General features: G+C 74.2%; 16 protein-coding genes and 2 pseudogenes. 15 read left to right on the top strand and 3 right to left on the bottom strand.

Annotated elements, in window-relative coordinates; translation table 11 throughout:
• Positions 1-76 precede the first annotated feature (76 nt).
• Positions 77-487, bottom strand: a complete 411-nt coding sequence (locus tag ACZ6Z8_RS19250) for a winged helix-turn-helix transcriptional regulator (RefSeq protein ID WP_402817397.1) — start codon at positions 485-487, stop codon at positions 77-79.
• 107 nt (positions 488-594) lie between these two features.
• On the opposite strand from ACZ6Z8_RS19250, the gene ACZ6Z8_RS19245 reads away from it, so the two are divergent.
• From ACZ6Z8_RS19245 to ACZ6Z8_RS19190, 12 genes and pseudogenes are all read left to right on the top strand, one after another.
• Positions 595-1,242, top strand: a complete 648-nt coding sequence (locus ACZ6Z8_RS19245; RefSeq protein WP_465611251.1) for an FMN-dependent NADH-azoreductase — start codon at positions 595-597, stop codon at positions 1,240-1,242.
• A gap of 107 nt (positions 1,243-1,349) precedes the next feature.
• A complete protein-coding gene (locus ACZ6Z8_RS19240) occupies positions 1,350-2,351 on the top strand; it encodes an MBL fold metallo-hydrolase (RefSeq protein WP_465611250.1) in 1,002 nt (333 codons plus the stop codon).
• A gap of 17 nt (positions 2,352-2,368) precedes the next feature.
• Positions 2,369-2,947 (top strand): annotated as a pseudogene (gene mobA / locus ACZ6Z8_RS19235) (molybdenum cofactor guanylyltransferase); the annotation flags it as partial.
• A 168-nt stretch (positions 2,948-3,115) separates the two neighbouring features.
• Positions 3,116-3,397, top strand: a pseudogene (locus ACZ6Z8_RS19230) (DUF6457 domain-containing protein); the annotation flags it as partial.
• Complete coding sequence (locus ACZ6Z8_RS19225; RefSeq protein ID WP_465611249.1) at positions 3,394-4,602, top strand: molybdopterin molybdotransferase MoeA; 1,209 nt, start codon at positions 3,394-3,396, stop codon at positions 4,600-4,602. The pseudogene ACZ6Z8_RS19230 and the gene ACZ6Z8_RS19225, both read left to right, overlap by 4 nt.
• A complete protein-coding gene (locus tag ACZ6Z8_RS19220) occupies positions 4,599-4,775 on the top strand; it encodes a hypothetical protein (protein WP_465611248.1) in 177 nt (58 codons plus the stop codon). Before ACZ6Z8_RS19225 ends, ACZ6Z8_RS19220 begins: the two co-directional genes overlap by 4 nt.
• Complete coding sequence (locus tag ACZ6Z8_RS19215) at positions 4,748-5,017, top strand: hypothetical protein (protein ID WP_465611247.1); 270 nt, start codon at positions 4,748-4,750, stop codon at positions 5,015-5,017. Before ACZ6Z8_RS19220 ends, ACZ6Z8_RS19215 begins: the two co-directional genes overlap by 28 nt.
• A 9-nt stretch (positions 5,018-5,026) precedes the next feature.
• A complete protein-coding gene (locus ACZ6Z8_RS19210; RefSeq protein WP_465611246.1) occupies positions 5,027-6,004 on the top strand; it encodes an NAD(P)H-quinone oxidoreductase in 978 nt (325 codons plus the stop codon).
• 118 nt (positions 6,005-6,122) lie between these two features.
• On the top strand, positions 6,123-6,953 hold the full coding sequence (locus ACZ6Z8_RS19205) for a hypothetical protein (RefSeq protein ID WP_465611245.1): 831 nt from the start codon (positions 6,123-6,125) through the stop codon (positions 6,951-6,953).
• A gap of 276 nt (positions 6,954-7,229) precedes the next feature.
• Positions 7,230-7,844, top strand: coding sequence for a bacterial proteasome activator family protein (locus ACZ6Z8_RS19200; RefSeq protein ID WP_465611244.1), 615 nt, complete (start codon positions 7,230-7,232; stop codon positions 7,842-7,844).
• 267 nt (positions 7,845-8,111) lie between these two features.
• Positions 8,112-9,548 carry a protein kinase domain-containing protein gene (locus ACZ6Z8_RS19195; protein ID WP_465611243.1) on the top strand — a complete coding sequence of 479 codons (1,437 nt, stop codon included), beginning with the start codon at positions 8,112-8,114 and terminating at the stop codon, positions 9,546-9,548.
• A gap of 112 nt (positions 9,549-9,660) precedes the next feature.
• Positions 9,661-11,406, top strand: coding sequence for a protein kinase domain-containing protein (locus ACZ6Z8_RS19190; protein WP_465611242.1), 1,746 nt, complete (start codon positions 9,661-9,663; stop codon positions 11,404-11,406).
• Between the two features lie 4 nt (positions 11,407-11,410).
• Here the strand turns inward: ACZ6Z8_RS19190 and ACZ6Z8_RS19185 are convergent, their stop codons facing one another.
• Together ACZ6Z8_RS19185 and ACZ6Z8_RS19180 are read right to left on the bottom strand one after the other, a co-directional pair.
• Positions 11,411-12,511 carry a phosphotransferase gene (locus tag ACZ6Z8_RS19185; protein ID WP_465611241.1) on the bottom strand — a complete coding sequence of 367 codons (1,101 nt, stop codon included), beginning with the start codon at positions 12,509-12,511 and terminating at the stop codon, positions 11,411-11,413.
• Positions 12,512-12,577: 66 nt separating this feature from the next.
• Entirely contained in the window at positions 12,578-13,234 is a 657-nt protein-coding gene (locus ACZ6Z8_RS19180; RefSeq protein WP_465611240.1) for a response regulator, read from the bottom strand.
• 425 nt (positions 13,235-13,659) lie between these two features.
• Here ACZ6Z8_RS19180 and pdhA point away from each other — a divergent pair, with 425 nt between their 5' ends.
• Genes pdhA through ACZ6Z8_RS19165 form a run of 3 tightly spaced genes read left to right on the top strand, consistent with a single transcriptional unit; the run spans position 13,660 to position 17,240 of the window.
• Positions 13,660-14,814, top strand: a complete 1,155-nt coding sequence (gene pdhA, locus ACZ6Z8_RS19175) for a pyruvate dehydrogenase (acetyl-transferring) E1 component subunit alpha (protein WP_380419898.1) — start codon at positions 13,660-13,662, stop codon at positions 14,812-14,814.
• Positions 14,814-15,788 carry an alpha-ketoacid dehydrogenase subunit beta gene (locus ACZ6Z8_RS19170; RefSeq protein ID WP_465611239.1) on the top strand — a complete coding sequence of 325 codons (975 nt, stop codon included), beginning with the start codon at positions 14,814-14,816 and terminating at the stop codon, positions 15,786-15,788. Before pdhA ends, ACZ6Z8_RS19170 begins: the two co-directional genes overlap by 1 nt.
• Before the next feature lie 15 nt (positions 15,789-15,803).
• A complete protein-coding gene (locus ACZ6Z8_RS19165) occupies positions 15,804-17,240 on the top strand; it encodes a dihydrolipoamide acetyltransferase family protein (protein ID WP_465611238.1) in 1,437 nt (478 codons plus the stop codon).
• Positions 17,241-17,261: the final 21 nt, after the last annotated feature.

Raw genomic sequence — 17,261 nt, 5'->3', positions numbered from 1 at the left:
CGGAGGACGGGCCCCTTCGGCGTGTCCGGGCCGGGCGTGTCCGGGTGTGTCCGGGCGCGGTCGGTCGGGGTGCCGGTCAGCAGCCGCCCCGGAGGGCGCTCTCCGGCAGGTAGCGGTCGGCCCAGACGGCCAGTTCGGTGAGGGCCGGCTTCAGGGCGACGCCGCCCTCGGTGAGGCGGTAGCTGACGCGCAGCGGGGGGCCGGGGTCGACCTCGCGGACGACCAGTCCGGCCTCGGTCAGTTCGGTCAGCCGGTCGGAGAGCATGCGCTCGCTGATGCCCGGGACGGCGCGGCGCAGCTCGGAGAAGTAGGCCGGGCCGCCGTTGTTGAGCACGCCCAGCAGCATGCCGGTCCAGCGCTTGCCGAGCAGGGTGAACACCCGGTTGAGGGCCAGGTCGACGTTGCCGCAGCCGCCGGGGCCCGCGGGGGCGGCGCACGGGTCGACGCCGGTCGGGACTGCGTCGGTGACTACCTCGTGCTCGGCCATGGGTCCAGCGTACTCGACCCGCCACTAGTGACTGCAGAAAAGTAAGCTGCTACCGTACTTGCAGCTGCAGCGGAAACAGCAGCTGCTTATTCTCTGGAGGTCCCGTCATGCCCACGCTCCTGCACATCGACTCCTCGGCGCTCACCGACGGCTCCGTCTCCCGCGAGGTCACGGCCGCCTTCCGGGCCGCCTGGGAGGCCGAGCACCCCGGCGGCACGGTGATCCACCGCGACCTCGCCGTCGAGCCGGTTCCGCACCTGGACGCCGCCGGGATCACCGCCGGCTTCCTCCCGGCCGAGGCGCGCGACGCCGAGCAGGCCGCCGCCTTCGCGCTGCGCGAGCGGCTGATGGTCGAGCTGGAGTCCGCCGACGCGGTGCTGATCGGCGCCCCGATGTACAACTTCACGATCCCGTCGACCCTCAAGGCCTGGCTGGACCAGGTGATCCTGATGGGCCGCACCGCCGGCGACGACCCCTCCGCCAAGGGCACCCCGGTCACCGTCGTCGCCTCCCGCGGCGGCTCGTACGTCCCCGGCGCCCCGCGCGAGCCGTTCGAGTTCGTCACCACCTACCTGGAGAAGGTGCTGGGCGGCGGGCTCGGACTGGAGGTCGAGTTCATCGTCCCGGAGTTCACCCTCGCGGCCTCCGTCCCGGCGCTGGCCGAGTTCGTCCCGGCCGCCGTCGAGTCCAAGGCACGGGCCCTGGAGCTGGCCGCCCGCCGGGGCAAGGAGCTGGCCGCCCGGGCCGCGGTGTGACACGCCCGAGGCGCGCCCCGACGGGCGCGCCTCCCGTGCGATCGGTCGCCGGTTCTCCCATGCTGTAGGGCGCAGGGAGTCCGACCGCCGAGCAGAGGGAGAAGCCCGTGACGTCGTCCCGGCCCGAGGAGAACTCCGGCGCGGAACGGGCGGACGCCGAGCCCGTCGCGGCCGCCGCCGGTGACGCCGGGCAGACGGCCCGGCCGCCGGAGGTCGCCGGGCAGACCGCCCGGCCGCTGGAGGTCGCCGTCTTCACCGGGCCCGAATCGGCCTTCTTCGCCACCTCCACGCTGATCCTCGGCGAGCGGACCGCGATCCTGGTGGACGCCCAGCTCACCCGCAGCGCCGGACGCGAGCTGGCCGAGTGGGTCGCGGGCAAGGACCGTCGGCTGCTCGCCATCGTGATCACCCACCAGCACCCCGACCACTACTTCGGCGCCGAGGAGGTGCTGAGGCTCTTCCCGGACGCCCAGCTGCTGGCCGCTCCGGCGGTGGTCGAGGGCATCCGGCGCACCGTCGCGGCCAAGGTCGCCCAGTGGAAGCCGGTCTACGGCGACGACATCCCGGACCACCCGCTGGTCCCGGCCCCGCTGCTGCCCCAGCCGCTGATGCTCGACCGCCAGGTGATCCCGGTGCTGCTGCTCGGCCAGGCCGACTGCGGGGAGTCCACGGTCGTCCACGTGCCGAGCAGCCGGACCGTGATCGCCGGGGACTTCGTCTGCAACGGCACCCACGTGTGGACGGCCGACACCACCCCGGCCCAGCGCACCACCTGGGGCCACAACCTCGACCGGATCGCCGACCTCGGCGTCGACCGGGTCATCGCCGGACACCGCGCCCCGGAGCAGGGCGACGACGCCGCCCGGGTGCTCGCCTTCACCAGGGAGTACCTGCGCGACTTCGACCGGCTGCTGGCCGAGCACCCGGACGACCCGGAGGCGCTGATCACCGCGATGAACGAGCGGTACGGGGAGCTGACCCTGCCGTCCTTCCTGCAGCTGGGCGCGGCCGCGAACACCGCCCGGACCGCCTCCCCGGCGGCCGGAACCGAAGGGGAGGACGCGGCGAAGGAGGACGCGGAGAACTCGGAGGAAGGGGACGGCGAGTAGGGCGGGATACTGGCCGCATGACGACGCCGTACGACGTGATCGTTCCGGCGGGCGGCGCGGCCCGGAGACTCGGCGGGGCCGACAAACCCGGCCTGACCGTGGGGGAGACCACCCTGCTCGACCGGGTGCTCGCCGCCTGCGCGGGCGCCCGGACCACCGTCGTGGTCGGCCCGGCCCGGCCGACCGCCCGCGAGGGCGTCCGGTGGACCAGGGAGCAGCCGCCCGGCGGCGGGCCGGTCGCCGCCGTCGCGGCCGGACTCGACCTGGTCACCGCGGACACCGTGCTGCTGCTCGCCGCCGACCTGCCCTTCCTCGACCGGCGGACGGTGGAACGGCTGGCAGCCGCCCTCGACGGGGCCGGACCGCGCGCGGACGCCGCCGTCCTGGTCGACGCGGGCGGACGCGACCAGCCGCTCACCGCCGCCTACCGCACCGCCCCGCTGCGCGCCTCCCTGGCCGCCCTCGGCGACCCGGCCGGTCAGCCGCTGCGCCGCCTCGTCGGCGGGCTGACGCGGCTGCGGGTGGCCGACACGGACAACGTCGCGTACGACTGCGACACCTGGGAGGACCTGGAACTGGCGAGGGAGCGCGACCGGTCCTGAGCGCCCCCGGCGGGTGGCGCGCCCGAGGTGTCGCGGCCGTCGCGGGGCGGGGACGGCGGCGGTGGCCGGGCAACGGGGCGGGAACCTCACCGCGGCCGCCCCCGGGCCGTGAGGGAGACGACGCGCGCCGCACACGGGGCGAACACCACGGGGAAACCGCTGATCGGGCAGCATGGGCGCATGGAGCGCACGCTGGAAGACTGGATCGCCGAGGTCAAGGCCGACCTGGGCATCGACCTGGACGTGGACGTCCGGGGACTGCTCGACATGGCCCGGGTGGTCGCGCACGGAGTGGCCCGGCCCGCCGCGCCGCTGACCGCCTTCCTGATCGGCTACGCGGCCGCGCAGCAGGGAGGCGGACCGGAGGCCGTCGCCGAGGCGTCCCGGCGGACCACCGCGCTCGCCGAGCGGTGGAGGCCCGCTGACGGTCCGGAGGAGCCGTGAGCACGGTCGGACGGGCCGGCGTGACCGTTCCGTCCAGCCGTCCCGGCGTGCTGAGCTGGTCGCACGCCCGGGAGGCCGCGCGCCGGGCCGGGCTGCGCCCGCTGCCGGTGGTCGGGCTGCCGCTGGCCGGGGCGCTCGGGCACGTCCTCGCCGAGCCGCTCGGCGCGCTGACCGACCTGCCCGCCTTCGACACCTCCGCGATGGACGGCTGGGCGGTCGCCGGGCCCGGGCCCTGGCGGGTCGCCGGGCGGGTGCTGGCCGGCCGCACCGCGGTCGCGCCGCTGGCCGACGGCAGTGCGGTGGAGATCGCCACCGGTGCCCAACTGCCGCCCGGAGCCACGGCCGTACTGCGCCGCGAGCACGGCGTTGCGGAGGGCGCGCTGCTGCACGACCGGGGCCCGCAGCAGCTGACGACCGGCCAGGACGTCCGTCCGCGCGGCCAGGAGTGCCGCAGGGGCGAGGAGTTGCTGCCCGCCGGGACGGTGGTCGGCCCGGCCGTGCTCGGCCTGGCCGCCGCCTGCGGACACGACCGGCTCGCGGTGCGCCGCCGCCCGGTGGTCCAACTGCTGCTGCTGGGCGACGAGTTGCTCGACAGCGGGATCCCCGGTCCGGGGCTGGTCCGGGATGCGCTCGGCCCGCTGTTGCCGCCCTGGCTGCGGGCGGCCGGTGCGGAGGTGGACGAAGTCCGCTGTGTCCGCGATGACTTCGGGCTGCTGCGGGACGCCCTGCGGCACTCCACCGCCGACGTCGTGGTCACCACCGGCGGGACGGCCGCCGGACCGGTGGACTTCCTGCACCGGGCACTCGCCGAGGTCGGCGCCCGGCTGCTGGTGGACGGCGTGGCCGTCCGGCCCGGACACCCCATGCTGCTGGCCGAACTCCCCGGCGGACGCCACCTGGTGGGCCTGCCCGGCAACCCGTTGGCCGCCGTCGCCGGGATGGTCACGCTCGCCCTGCCGCTGCTGCACGCCCGCGGCGGCCGGGTCGGTGCCGGCCCCGCGCTCGCCCCCGCGGCCGTCCCGCTGCCCGGGCACCCGGTGGACACCCGGCTCCAGCCGGTGCGGCGCACCCCCGAGGGGGTCGTGCCGCTCGCCTTCGACGGGCCCGCGATGCTGCGCGGCCTCGCCCGGGCCGAGGCGATGGCGGTGCTCCCGCCCGGCGGCGCGGCGGCCGGGGAGGCCGTCGAGCTGGTGGACACCCCGTGAACCGTCTTCGCCGCATCTCGGCGCCGGGGACGGAGCCGTGGGCGGACGCCGGGATCGTGCTGCCCGCCCGGCGTACGGCGCCCGCGGTGCGGCAGGTCGGCTCGCGGCTGCTGCTGGCGCTCGCCCTCCTGGTCGCCACCTCTCGATGCTCAGCCCGCACGCCGGGGCCGTGATGGAGGACCTGCTGACGTACGGGAACGGGCTGGACGTGGTCGAACGCCCGGTCACCCGGGCCGAGGCGGGGCACCGACCGCGCGAGTGCGAGGACCTGGTGGTCGCGGTGGTGCGGGGCCGGCGGGTGCTCAACTACAACGAGCCGGAGGCCGCGGTGCTGCAGCTCACCGACCGGGTGATCGTCATCAAGTCGACGGCGCAGGGCGGGGCCTGGGGCCCGGACCGCCGTGCGGCGCAGTAGGTTCGGGGCATGCATGCGATGACGATTCCCGTACCCGGCGGCCCCGAGGCACTGGTGTGGGCCGAGGTGCCCGATCCGGTGCCCGGCGAGGGCGAGGTCCTGGTCGAGGTGGCGGCCACCGCCGTCAACCGTGCCGACCTGCTCCAGCGGCAGGGCTTCTACAACCCGCCGCCCGGCGCCTCGCCCTACCCGGGGCTGGAGTGCGCCGGGCGGATCGTCGCCCTCGGGCCGGGAGTGGCCGGCTGGGCCGTCGGCGACGAGGTGTGCGCGCTGCTGGCCGGTGGCGGCTACGCCCAGCGGGTCGCGGTGCCGAGCGGGCAGCTGCTGCCGCTGCCGAAGGGGATGGGCCCGGAGCAGGCCGCGGCGCTGCCGGAGGTGGCCTGCACGGTGTGGTCCAACGTCTTCCTCACGGCCCACCTGCGGCCGGGTGAGACGGTGCTGCTGCACGGCGGCGCGAGCGGGATCGGCACGATGGCGATCCAGCTGGCCAAGGCGGTCGGCGCGCGGGTGGCGGTCACGGCGGGGAGCCCGGAGAAGCTGGCCCGGTGCACCGAGCTGGGCGCGGACATCGTGATCGACTACCGGGAGCAGGACTTCGTCGAGGCGCTCCGGGAGGCCACCGGCGGGGCCGGGGCGGACGTGATCCTGGACATCATGGGCGCCAAGTACCTGCAGCGGAACGTGGACGCGCTGGCGGTCAACGGGCGGCTGGTGGTCATCGGGCTGCAGGGCGGGGTGAAGGGCGAACTCGACCTCAACACGCTGCTGCGCAAGCGGGCGGCGGTGATCGCCACCAACCTGCGCGGGCGGCCGCTGGCGGAGAAGGCGGCGATCGTGGCGGCGGTGCGGGAGCACGTGTGGCCGCTGGTCGAGTCCGGGGTGGTGAAGCCGGTGGTGGACCGGGTGCTGCCGCTGACCGACGCCGCCGCCGGGCACCGGGTGCTGGAGTCGGGGGAGCAGGTCGGGAAGGTCGTGCTGACGGTCTGAGCGGTGCGGCGCGGGGGCCCGAAATGCCGCGATTGCCGGATTGTGTGAGGCTGGTCCGGAGCTGTCCCGCCGCCGATCCCGCCGCCGGGCGAGGTCGGCCGTCGGAAGGACTCCGACCGTGGCCGCAACTCCGCACGACGTCCTCGGGCCGCTGCCCACCGCGCCGCTGCCCACCGCGCTGCACCACCGTCGTACCCGCCGTTCCAGCCGGCTGCTCGCCGCGGCCGTGCTGGGACTGGCGCTCCCGCTGGCCGCCGTGACCACGGCGGTGGCGGAGCCGTCGCCGGGCGCCTCGGCCCCGGTGGCGGACTCCCCGGCTCCCGACTCGCCCGTGCCGGATTCCCCCGTGCGGGACTCCTCGGGGCCGGATTCCTGGGGCCCGGACTCCTCCGGGCCGGATTCCTCGGGCCCGGACTATTCGGGCTCGGACTATTCGGGCCCGGACTCCTCGGCCTGGACCGCCGACCAGCAGGCCGGTCCGAGCTGGGCCTCCGGGTCGTCACCCAACGCGGCGCCGCCGCAGCACGCGGTGCCCGGCCGGTCCCGCCCGGACTTCTCCGGACTGCGGGCGCACCACCACCGGCCCTCCTCGGCGCCGGAACGCCCGGACGCGACCGTGGAGCAGGCGCCGGACCAGGCACCGGTTCAAGCGCCCGGTCAGGCGCCGGACCAGGCCCAGGACCAGGCCGTCGAGCAGTCGCCCGGGCAGGGCCAGGACGGCTCGGCCGACCAGCCGGGCCCGGACTCCGACGTGGACGCCGCGGCTCCCGCCGCCGACCAGGGCGCCGGTGCGGCGGCCTCCGGCCGGCCCGTGGCAGCCGCCTCCGTCCCTGCGGTCCTCCCCGCCCACTGGCAGGACCCCTCCACCGTCCAGCTGCCGCTGGGCGTGGGCCTGGGACTGATCGGCTGCGGCCTGGGGCTGATCGGCGTGCGGCTGCGGAAGGGCTGAGCCCCGCCGAGGACCCGGCCGACGGGCACCCGGCCGACGGGCGGCGTGGAGATTCGGTGCGGGTTCCGGGGCCGGTCGGACCGCGCCCGGTGCGGGTCCCGCGTCGCCGTGGCGGCCGGTCCCGCGCCGGGCGGGCGGCCGGGCGGCCCGGGAACTGAGTACCCGTACGGATTCCGCGGCCGCCCACGGCGGCGTACCGTCGTCACGGGTGGCGCAGGACGGCGGGACGAACGGGGGCTTCCGCCCGACCAACCCCAGTGAGAGAGAATGTTGTTCATGACGAATCCGATGAACGAGCGCTCGTCGCAGGAGTCCTTCCGGGCCGCCGGCGGGCAGTCGCAGGACGGCCAGAAGGTGCTGGTCGTCGGACCGGACGGACTGCCCGTGGGCCAGGGGTTCGCCGGCGCAACGATGGAGGGGGACGACGAGGCGGAGATGCCCCGCGAGCTCCCGGTGACCGAGATGGTCGAGCAGCCCGCCAAGGTCATGCGCATCGGCAGCATGATCAAGCAGCTGCTGGAGGAGGTCCGGGCGGCGCCTCTCGACGAGGCCAGCCGGGCCCGGCTGAAGGACATCCACGCCAGTTCGATCAAGGAACTGGAGCTCGGGCTGGCCCCGGAGCTGGTCGCCGAGCTGGAGCGGCTCTCGCTGCCGTTCACCGAGGACAGCATCCCGACCGAGGCCGAGCTGCGGATCGCCCAGGCCCAGCTGGTGGGCTGGCTGGAGGGCCTGTTCCACGGCATCCAGACCGCCCTGTTCGCCCAGCAGATGGCCGCGCGGGCGCAGCTGGAGCAGATGCGGCGCGCACTGCCGCCCGGTCTGCACGGCGGCGAGCCGGACGAGGAGGACCCGGGCCAGGGCCGCGGGATCCGTTCCGGCCCGTACCTGTAGGTCCGCCGGGCCCGCCGCCGGGTCCGGACGTACCACGACGATCCGCCCCGGACCGCACCGCCGCAGGACGGCGCCGGCGGTCCGGGGCCAGGATCGGCCCTGGACCGATCACCGTCGGCGCAAGCCGATACCCTGACCCCTGTCGCAGGCCGGTCGAGCCGCCGCGGCAGGGGATCGCCGGGCCAGCGGACCGGGCCCACCACGTACGGACGAGACCGAACGTCACGGTTGCGGCAGCACCACCGCGCCGAGGGGGAGCAGAGGACCATGAGCGAGCACGGCAACGCGGTCGAGGGCTTCTCCCTGGGCAACGGCCGCTATGTGCTGCAGCGGCTGCTGGGCGAGGGCGGCATGGCCTCCGTGCACCTCGCGTACGACAGCGTGCTGGACCGGCAGGTCGCACTGAAGAGCATGCACAGCGAGCTGGGCCGGGACGACTCGTTCAAGGAGCGGTTCCGCCGCGAGGCCCAGGCCGTGGCCCGGCTGGAGCACCCCAACATCGTCACGGTGTACGACAGCGGCGAGGACGTCGCCCCCGACGGCTCCAGCACGCCGTACATCGTCATGCAGCTGATCGACGGCAAGGGCCTGCGCGAGACGATCAACGAGGCGGTCGCCCAGTACGGCGCGGTGCCCACCGAGGAGGCCCTGAAGGTCACCATCGGGGTGCTGAACGCTCTGGAGGCCTCGCACGACATGGGCCTGGTGCACCGCGACATCAAGCCCGGCAACGTCATGTTCGACCGCAAGGGCAATGTCAAGGTCATGGACTTCGGCATCGCCCGGGCGCTGGAATCCGGCGTCACCTCGATGACCCAGACCGGCATGGTGGTCGGCACCCCGCAGTACCTGTCGCCCGAGCAGGCCCTCGGCAAGCCGGTGGACGCCCGCTCTGACCTGTACTCGGTCGGCGTGATGCTCTTCGAGATGCTCACCGGCCAGCTGGTCTTCGACGGCGACTCGGCCTTCTCGATCGCCTACAAGCACGTCCAGGAGGAGCCGCCCGCCCCCTCCAGCCTCAACCGCTCGGTCACCCCGGCCGTGGACGCCTACGTCGCGCAGGCGCTGCGCAAGGACCCGGCGCACCGCTTCCAGAGCGCGGCCGCGATGCGGGACGAGGCGGAGCGGCTGATCGCGGAGCTGAAGGGCGGCGGTGGCGGGCACGCGCTGCAGGCCAGCTCCCCGCTGGTGATCAAGGAGGGGCCGCGCTCGGTGCACGCCGGTCCGCAGGCGCCGCAGACCCCGCACCCGCAGTACCTCCAGCAGGGCGGGCAGCAGCAGCCGCAGTACCGGACCCCGCCGCCCGCGTACCAGACGCCGCACCCGCAGGCCCCCCACACGCCGCACCCGTTCCCGCAGCAGCAGCCGCAGTACCGGACCCCGCCGCCCGCGTACCAGACCCCGCGCCCGCAGGCCCCCCACACGCCGCACCCGTTCCCGCAGCAGGGCGGGCAGCGGCCGCCGATGCACACCCCGGGTCCGCAGCCGATGCCGCCGTACCAGCAGCCGAAGCCCAACGGCGGCGGGTGCTCCACGGCCTTCGTGGTGATCGCGATCATCGTCGGCGTGCTGGTGCTGGCCGGCATCATCATCGCGATCGTGGTCAACAAGGCGGAGAAGGACACCAACGGAAAGTTCCACTCCGAGCGGCCCGCCGCGGTCGTCGTGGTGGGTCCCCAGGCCGACCGGAACGGTCTGCTCTGACCGTTTCCCGCCGTTCCGCGCGTGTCACGGGTGCGCGCCGGAAGCGGTAGCGTTCGGGGATACGTAAGCGACAGGGCACCGCGATCCGAGCGAACGCCCGGGGCGAGGAGCGATGGCACAGACGCAGCAGCCGGACGACGAGGCGGGTGCCCGAGCGGTCGGACGGACCGGCGGCACGCCGAGGATCCCCGGGCCGGGCAGCGAAGCCGCGACCTCCGCGCTGCCGCCGTTCGGCGGGGCGGGCGGCCCGCAGACGCCGGGCCGCGGAGTGCCGCTGGGCACGGTCGGCGACGGCCGCTACCGGCTGACCCACCGGCTCGGCCGCGGCGGCATGGCCGAGGTGTTCGCCGCCGAGGACGTGCGGCTGGGCCGCACCGTCGCGATCAAGCTGCTGCGCGGCGAGCTGGCGCAGGACGACGTCGCCCGGCTGCGCTTCACCCGCGAGGCACACGCCGTCGCGGCGCTGAACCACCACGCGATCGTCTCGGTCTACGACACCGGCGAGGAGTACGTCGGGGACGAGTCCACGCCGTACATCGTGATGGAGCTGGTCGAGGGCCGGACCGTCCGCGAGCTGCTGGTGGACGAGGAGGCGCCGCCGGTCGACCAGGCGCTGATCATCATCGCCGGGGTGCTGGAGGCGCTGGCCTACAGCCACCGCAACGGCATCGTGCACCGCGACATCAAGCCCGCCAACGTGAGCATCACCACCACCGGCGCGGTCAAGGTGATGGACTTCGGTATCGCCCGGGCGCTCACCGGCGGGGCCACCACGATGACCCAGACCGGCATGGTCATGGGCACCCCGCAGTACCTGTCGCCCGAGCAGGCCCTCGGCAAGCCGGTCGACCACCGCTCCGACCTGTACGCGGCCGGCTGCATGCTCTACGAACTGCTCACGCTGCGCCCGCCGTTCACCGGCGACACCCCGCTCTCGGTGGTCTACCAGCACGTCCAGGACCCGCCGGTGCCGCCCTCGCAGGTCAACAGCCGGGTGCCGGTCGGCCTGGACGGGCTGGTGCTGCGCTCGCTCGCCAAGAACCCGGACGACCGCTTCCAGGACGCCGACGAGTTCCGCGCCCACCTGCAGCACGCGCTGCGCGAGATGCACGGCGCGGCCGGGGCCGACTGGGTCGGTGTCGCGACCGGGATGCCCGGCGACACCGGGGCCACCCAGGTGCTCCGGCCGGACCAGGCGGCGGCCACCCAGGCCTTCGGCGCGGTCGGGGCGGGCGACCGGACCTCCGTCCTGCCGTACTCGGCGGGCGGCCAGCACAGCCCCTCGCCGTACCAGGGCGCCGGCGGGCCGTACGGCGGTGGCGGCGAGGACGACCACGGCGGGGACGGCGGCCGTCGGCGCGGGCCGTGGGGCTGGGTGGCCGGCGGGATCGCCGTGCTGGTCGCGGCCGGGGCCGGGATCGCCTTCGCGCTCAGCGGCGGTGGCGGCACCACGGACCACACGACGCCCCCGACGCCCGCCCCGGTGGTCAGCACCAACGAGACGACCACGCCCACCCAGAACGGGCAGTCGCCCCAGCCGCCGTCCACCCTTCCCGGCAGCAGGCGGCCGACGCAGCCGGCCGACAGCGGGTCGAACGGCTGGAACGGCGGGGGCGGCGGCAACAACATGTCGCCGTCGCCGGGTACGGGCAAGCACACCCAGGTCCCGACGCCGACGGCGACCCACACGGCGACCTCGACCGCGACGGCGACCGGTGGGGCGACCGCGACGCCGTCCGCGTCGGCGGGCGGTGACGGCGGCAGCTCGACCAGCCCGAAGCCGAGCACGAAGCCGACCGGTGGCGGGAGCGGCGGCGCGGCCGGTGGCAACACGCTGCCGCCGCCGGTCAACCCCTGACGGATCAGTTGGCGAAGGCGTCCAGGACCTGCTCGTACTCCTGGCACCACCACGCCAACTGCCCCGCCGAGGCGGGGAACAGCGGGTCGGCCCGGTGGTCGGCCCGCTGGTAGCGCCACTGCAGCATCCAGAAGTCGTTCAGCCGTTCCCACCAGACCCGGTGGACGGCGGCGGCCAGGTGCTCGGCGGTGGCGGCGCCGGAGGCCCGGTAGGCCTGGGAGTAGCGGCGGACCCGGACCAGGTCGAGGGTGCCGGTTGTCCGGTCGTTGAAGAGCAGGGTGGCGGCCCGGACGGCCTCCTCGGCGCGCGGCTGCGGGCCGAGCTTGTCCCAGTCGAGCACGGCGGCGACCGACTCGCCGTCCGGGCCCTCGTCGTACAGCAGGTTGAGGCCGTGGAAGTCGCCGTGGGTCCAGCCGGTGGGCGGGGCGTCGAGCGGGTCGGGCCGGCGGTGGGCGTGTTCGGCGAGCAGCTCCAGCCGTTCGCCGAGCCGTTGTTCGACCAGGGCGTCCAGGTCGTCGTACGGGCGGTGCTCGCGGGCGCGGCGCCGTAGTTCGCGGGCCAGTTCGGCGCTGTCGAGGGGGTCGGCGCTGTGGTAGCCGGCGGGCTGGTCGAGGGGGGCGCACACGTCGTCGAGCGCGCCGTGCAGCCGGCCGAGCAGCGTGCCGAGCGCGTCGCACCGCGACGGATCGAGCTCCGTACCGTGTCGGTGTCGGCCATCCACCCAGGGGAACAGCGCGAACATCCGGCCGTTCAGGCTCGCCACCGTCCCGCCGGGCCCGGCGCAGCCCAGCGGGGGTGCCACGGGCAGTCCCAGGGCGTTCAGGTCGGTCATGGCGCGGTGGTGGGCGAGGATCTTCGGGCGGCTGGCGGTGGCGGCGTCGACGTAGCACTTCAGGAAGTACGCGCCGGCCTCGGTGGTGACCCGGTAGCCCCGGTTGAGCAGGCCTTCGGCGACCGGTTCGGCGGTCAGCGGGCGCCCCACCCGGAAGCGGGCCAGGACCTCGACGAGTGCGCTGCGCGGGACGGGTGGGCTGAGGGTCCCTATCGGCGGGGCGGAGAGGTCGGGGCGGGCCGGGGCGCAGGCGAGGGTCTGGCTGAAAGTCACGTGCAGAGGTTATGGCCCCTTGGTGGGGGCCCTTGACAAACCGTCAGGAGTGTGGCAGCGCTCAGGTCAGTACTGGTGGTCGGCCCGGTGTCGCGCCACGTACGCCGCCGCCTGGGTGCGTCGCTCCATGCCCATCTTGGCGAGCAGGCTGGAGACGTAGTTCTTCACCGTCTTCTCGGCGAGGTGCAGCTCGTTGCCGATCTGACGGTTGGTCATCCCCTCGCCGATCAGGTCGAGGATCCGCCGCTCCTGCTTGGTGAGCTGGGCCAGCCGTTCGTCCTCCTTCTCGCCGTCGCGCAGCCGGGCGAGGACCCGGCTGGTGGCGACCGGGTCGAGCAGCGAGCGGCCGGCCGCGACGTCCCGGACGGCGGTGATCAGGTCGGTGCCGCGGATCGCCTTCAGGACGTAGCCGGAGGCGCCCGCCATGATCGAGTCGAACAGGGCCTCGTCGTCCGAGAACGAGGTCAGCATCAGGCACTTGATCTCCGGCAGCCGGGAGCGGATCTCCCGGCAGACCTCGACCCCGTTGCCGTCCGGCAGCCGGACGTCGAGCACCGCGACGTCGGGGTGGACCGCGGGAATCCGGGTGAGCGCCTCGGCGGCCGTGCCGGCCTCGCCGACGATCTCGATGTCGTCCTCGACCGAGAGCAGATCGTGCACGCCCCGGCGGACGACCTCGTGGTCATCGAGTAGGAACACCCTGATTTGTCCGTTATCAGTCACGCCCAAAGCCTCCCATATCACCGTACACAAGGCCTATCGTCCGCAGTGGCGTCATGGCGTGATCCGGCCGCGGTCGCCGAAACCGATACCGAGAACCCCCTTACGTACGGGCTTCCGCCCGGATAACGTGCGCTGGTGTCCTGAAGGCGCTCGAATTGAGAGCTGCGTCACGCCGACCGTCACCCCCACCCTTCCGACGGCGAGCCGGGCGCGGCACCCTCGGGGTTGTAGACCCTGAACAAGTAGGACGTCCTAGCGCAAGCGCGCCAAGGGCGGACGCTGGGTAACGTTCTCGTGAGGGACGCCGTCGGAACAGGATCACCACCTGCCACGCAGTAGGTGCGCACACCCACGCGCGCCCCGCGAGGCGGTGACCGGACCGGTCACCGGCGACCCCGGGCGGCCGGACAGACCGAGGAGTGAACGTGACCGTCAAAAGCACGGCGAGGGCTCGCAAGAAGGCGGCCCCCGCTGTACCTGACACCCTCCGCGCCACGGGGACGGACGCCCAGCCGGAGCTCGTACAGCTGCTCACGCCGGAAGGCGAGCGGGTCGAGCACCCGGACTACCCCCTGACCACCACTCCGGAGGAACTGCGCTCGCTCTACCGCGACCTGGTGCTGGTGCGCCGGTTCGACGGCGAGGCGACCGCCCTCCAGCGCCAGGGCGAGCTGGGCCTGTGGGCCTCGCTGCTCGGCCAGGAGGCCGCCCAGGTCGGCTCCGGCCGCGCCATGCGCACCGGCGACTACGCCTTCCCGACCTACCGCGAGCACGGCGTGGCCTGGTGCCGCGACGTCGACCCGCTGAACCTGCTCGGCATGTTCCGCGGCGTGAACCACGGCGGCTGGGACCCGAACGAGAAGAACTTCCACCTGTACACCATCGTGATCGGCGCGCAGACCCTGCACGCCACCGGCTACGCGATGGGCATCACCAAGGACGGCGCCGACGACGCGGTGATCGCGTACTTCGGCGACGGCGCCTCCAGCCAGGGCGACGTCAACGAGGCCTTCACCTTCGCCTCGGTCTACAACGCCCCGGTGGTGTTCTTCTGCCAGAACAACCAGTGGGCGATCTCCGAGCCCACCACGACCCAGACCAAGATCCCGCTGTACCGCCGCGCCTCCGGCTTCGGCTTCCCGGGCGTCCGGGTCGACGGCAACGACGTGCTGGCCTGCCTCGCGGTCACCCGCTGGGCGCTCGACCACGCCCGCAGCGGCAACGGCCCGGTGCTGATCGAGGCCTTCACCTACCGGATGGGCGCGCACACCACCTCCGACGACCCGACCCGCTACCGGCTCGCCGAGGAGACCGAGGCCTGGAAGGCCAAGGACCCGATCCTGCGGCTGCGCACCCTCCTGGAGAAGGAGGGCCTGGCGGACGAGGAGTTCTTCGCCGCCGTCGACGCGGAGAGCGAGCAGCTGGGGCTCCGGGTGCGCGAGGGCGTGCGCAGCATGCCGGACCCGGACCCGACGCTGATCTTCGACCACGTGTACAGCGAGCCGCACGCGCTGGTCGATGAGGAACGGGCCGGGTACGTCGAGTACGCGGCCTCCTTCGAGGCGGGGGAGAACCACTGATGGCCGGTCAGCTGAGCATCGCCAAGGCGCTCAACGACGCGCTGCGCAAGTCGCTGGAGAACGACCCGAAGACCGTCCTGATGGGCGAGGACATCGGCAAGCTCGGCGGCGTCTTCCGGATCACCGACGGCCTGCAGAAGGACTTCGGTGAGGACCGGGTGATCGACAGCCCGCTGGCCGAGTCCGGCATCATGGGCACCGCGATCGGCCTCGCGCTGCGCGGCTACCGCCCGGTGGTGGAGATCCAGTTCGACGGTTTCGTCTACCCCGCCTTCGACCAGATCGTCTCCCAGCTGGCCAAGATGCACGCCCGTGCGCTGGGCCACGTCAAGATGCCGGTCACCGTGCGCATCCCCTACGCGGGTGGAATCGGCGCGGTCGAGCACCACAGTGAGTCGCACGAGGCGTACTTCGCCCACACCGCCGGTCTGCGGGTGGTCACCCCGTCCAGCGCGCACGACGCGCACTGGATGCTGCGCCAGGCCATCGAGTCCGACGACCCGGTCATCTTCCTGGAGCCCAAGCGGCGCTACTGGGACAAGGGCGAGGTCGGCGCCGCCGCCGACCTGACGCTGCACGACGCCCGGATCGTCCGCCCCGGCACCGACGCCACGCTGATCGCGTACGGCCCGATGGTCAAGGTCTGCCTGGAGGCCGCCGCGGCCGCGGAGGAGGACGGCCGCCGACTGGAGGTCGTCGACCTGCGTTCGCTCTCCCCGGTGGACTTCACCACGCTGGAGGAGTCGGTCAAGCGCACCGGCCGCGCCGTCGTGGTGCACGAGGCGCCGGTCTTCCTGGGCATGGGCGCCGAGCTGGCCGCCCGGCTCACGGAGCGGTGCTTCTACCACCTGGAGGCACCGGTCCTGCGGGTCGGCGGCTACTACGCCCCGTACCCGCCGTCCCGCGTCGAGGAGGCATTCCTCCCCGACCTGGACCGCGTGCTCGACGCCGTCGACCGCGCGCTCGCGTACTGATCCCGGGGAGCGTAGATGACCACCGAAGTTCGCTCGCTCCGCGAGTTCAAGATGCCCGACGTGGGCGAGGGCCTCACCGAGGCCGAGATCCTCAGCTGGTACGTCAAGCCCGGTGACACCGTCACCGACGGGCAGGTCGTGTGCGAGGTGGAGACCGCCAAGGCGGCGGTGGAGCTGCCGATCCCGTTCAACGGGGTCGTCGAGCAGCTCTTCTTCCCCGAGGGCGCGACGGTCGACGTCGGCACCGTGATCATCTCGGTCGCGGTGGCCGGGGAGGCGGGGGCCGCTCCGGCCGCCGTTCCCGCGCCGGCACCCGTCGCCGCTGCCGCGGCTCCGGCCGCTGAGGCCGAGCCGGAGCGCCGGGAGGTGCTGGTGGGCTACGGCCCGCGCACCGGCACCGCCCAGCGCCGGGCCCGGCGGACGACCACGACCACGGCGAAGGCCGCCGCGCCGCAGCCGGCCCCGGTCGCGCCCGCGGCTCCGGTCGCCCCGGCCCCGGCGGCGCCCGCCCCGGTGGCCGAAGCCCCGGCCGGTGAGCGGCCGTTGGCCAAGCCGCCGGTGCGCAAGCTGGCCAAGGACCTCGGCATCGACCTGCGGGCCGTCACCCCGACCGGTCGGGACGGCGTGATCACCCGCGAGGACGTGCACGCCCACGCCGCGGCCCGGTCCGCTCCGGCGGCCCCGGCCGTCGAGCCGGTCGTGGTCGAGGCGGCCGAAGCCGTCGTGGCCCCGGTGCCGGTGTCCGGCTCGGGCGACGTCCGGGTGCCGATCAAGGGCGTCCGGAAGGCGACCGCGCAGGCGATGGTGGCCTCGGCCTTCACCGCCCCGCACGTCACCGAGTTCGTCCAGGTCGACGTGACCCGCACGATGAAGTTCGTCCGCAAGCTCAAGGAGAGCGGCGAACTGGGCCGGGACGTCAGAGTCAGCCCGCTGCTGCTGGTCGCCAAGGCGCTGCTGGTGGCGATCAAGCGGCACCCCGAGATCAACGCCCAGTGGGACGAGGCGGCCCAGGAGATCGTGGTCAAGGGCCAGGTGAACCTCGGCATCGCCGCGGCCACCCCGCGCGGCCTGATCGTCCCGAACATCAAGGACGCCGGGTCCAAGACCCTCGCGGGCCTGGCCACTTCGCTCGGCGAGCTGGTCGAGACCGCACGCCAGGGCAAGACCTCGCCGACCGACATGCAGGGCGGCACCGTCACCATCACCAACGTCGGCGTCTTCGGCGTCGACACCGGCACCCCGATCCTGAACCCGGGCGAGGCGGCCATCCTGGCCTTCGGCGCGGTCCGGGAACTGCCGTGGGTGCACAAGGGCAAGGTGGTCCCGCGCCAGGTGACCACGCTGGCGCTCTCCTTCGACCACCGGCTGGTGGACGGGGAGTTGGGCTCCAAGGTGCTGGCCGACATCGCCGGCCTGCTGGAGTTCCCCAAGCGCCTGATCACCTGGGGCTGACGGCTCACCGGAGTCGACGAA

It is taken from the genome of Kitasatospora sp. NPDC101108 (assembly GCF_055584725.1).
The sequence above is the reverse complement of the archived record's forward strand: the minus strand, read 5'-3'. Positions and strand labels throughout refer to the sequence as shown.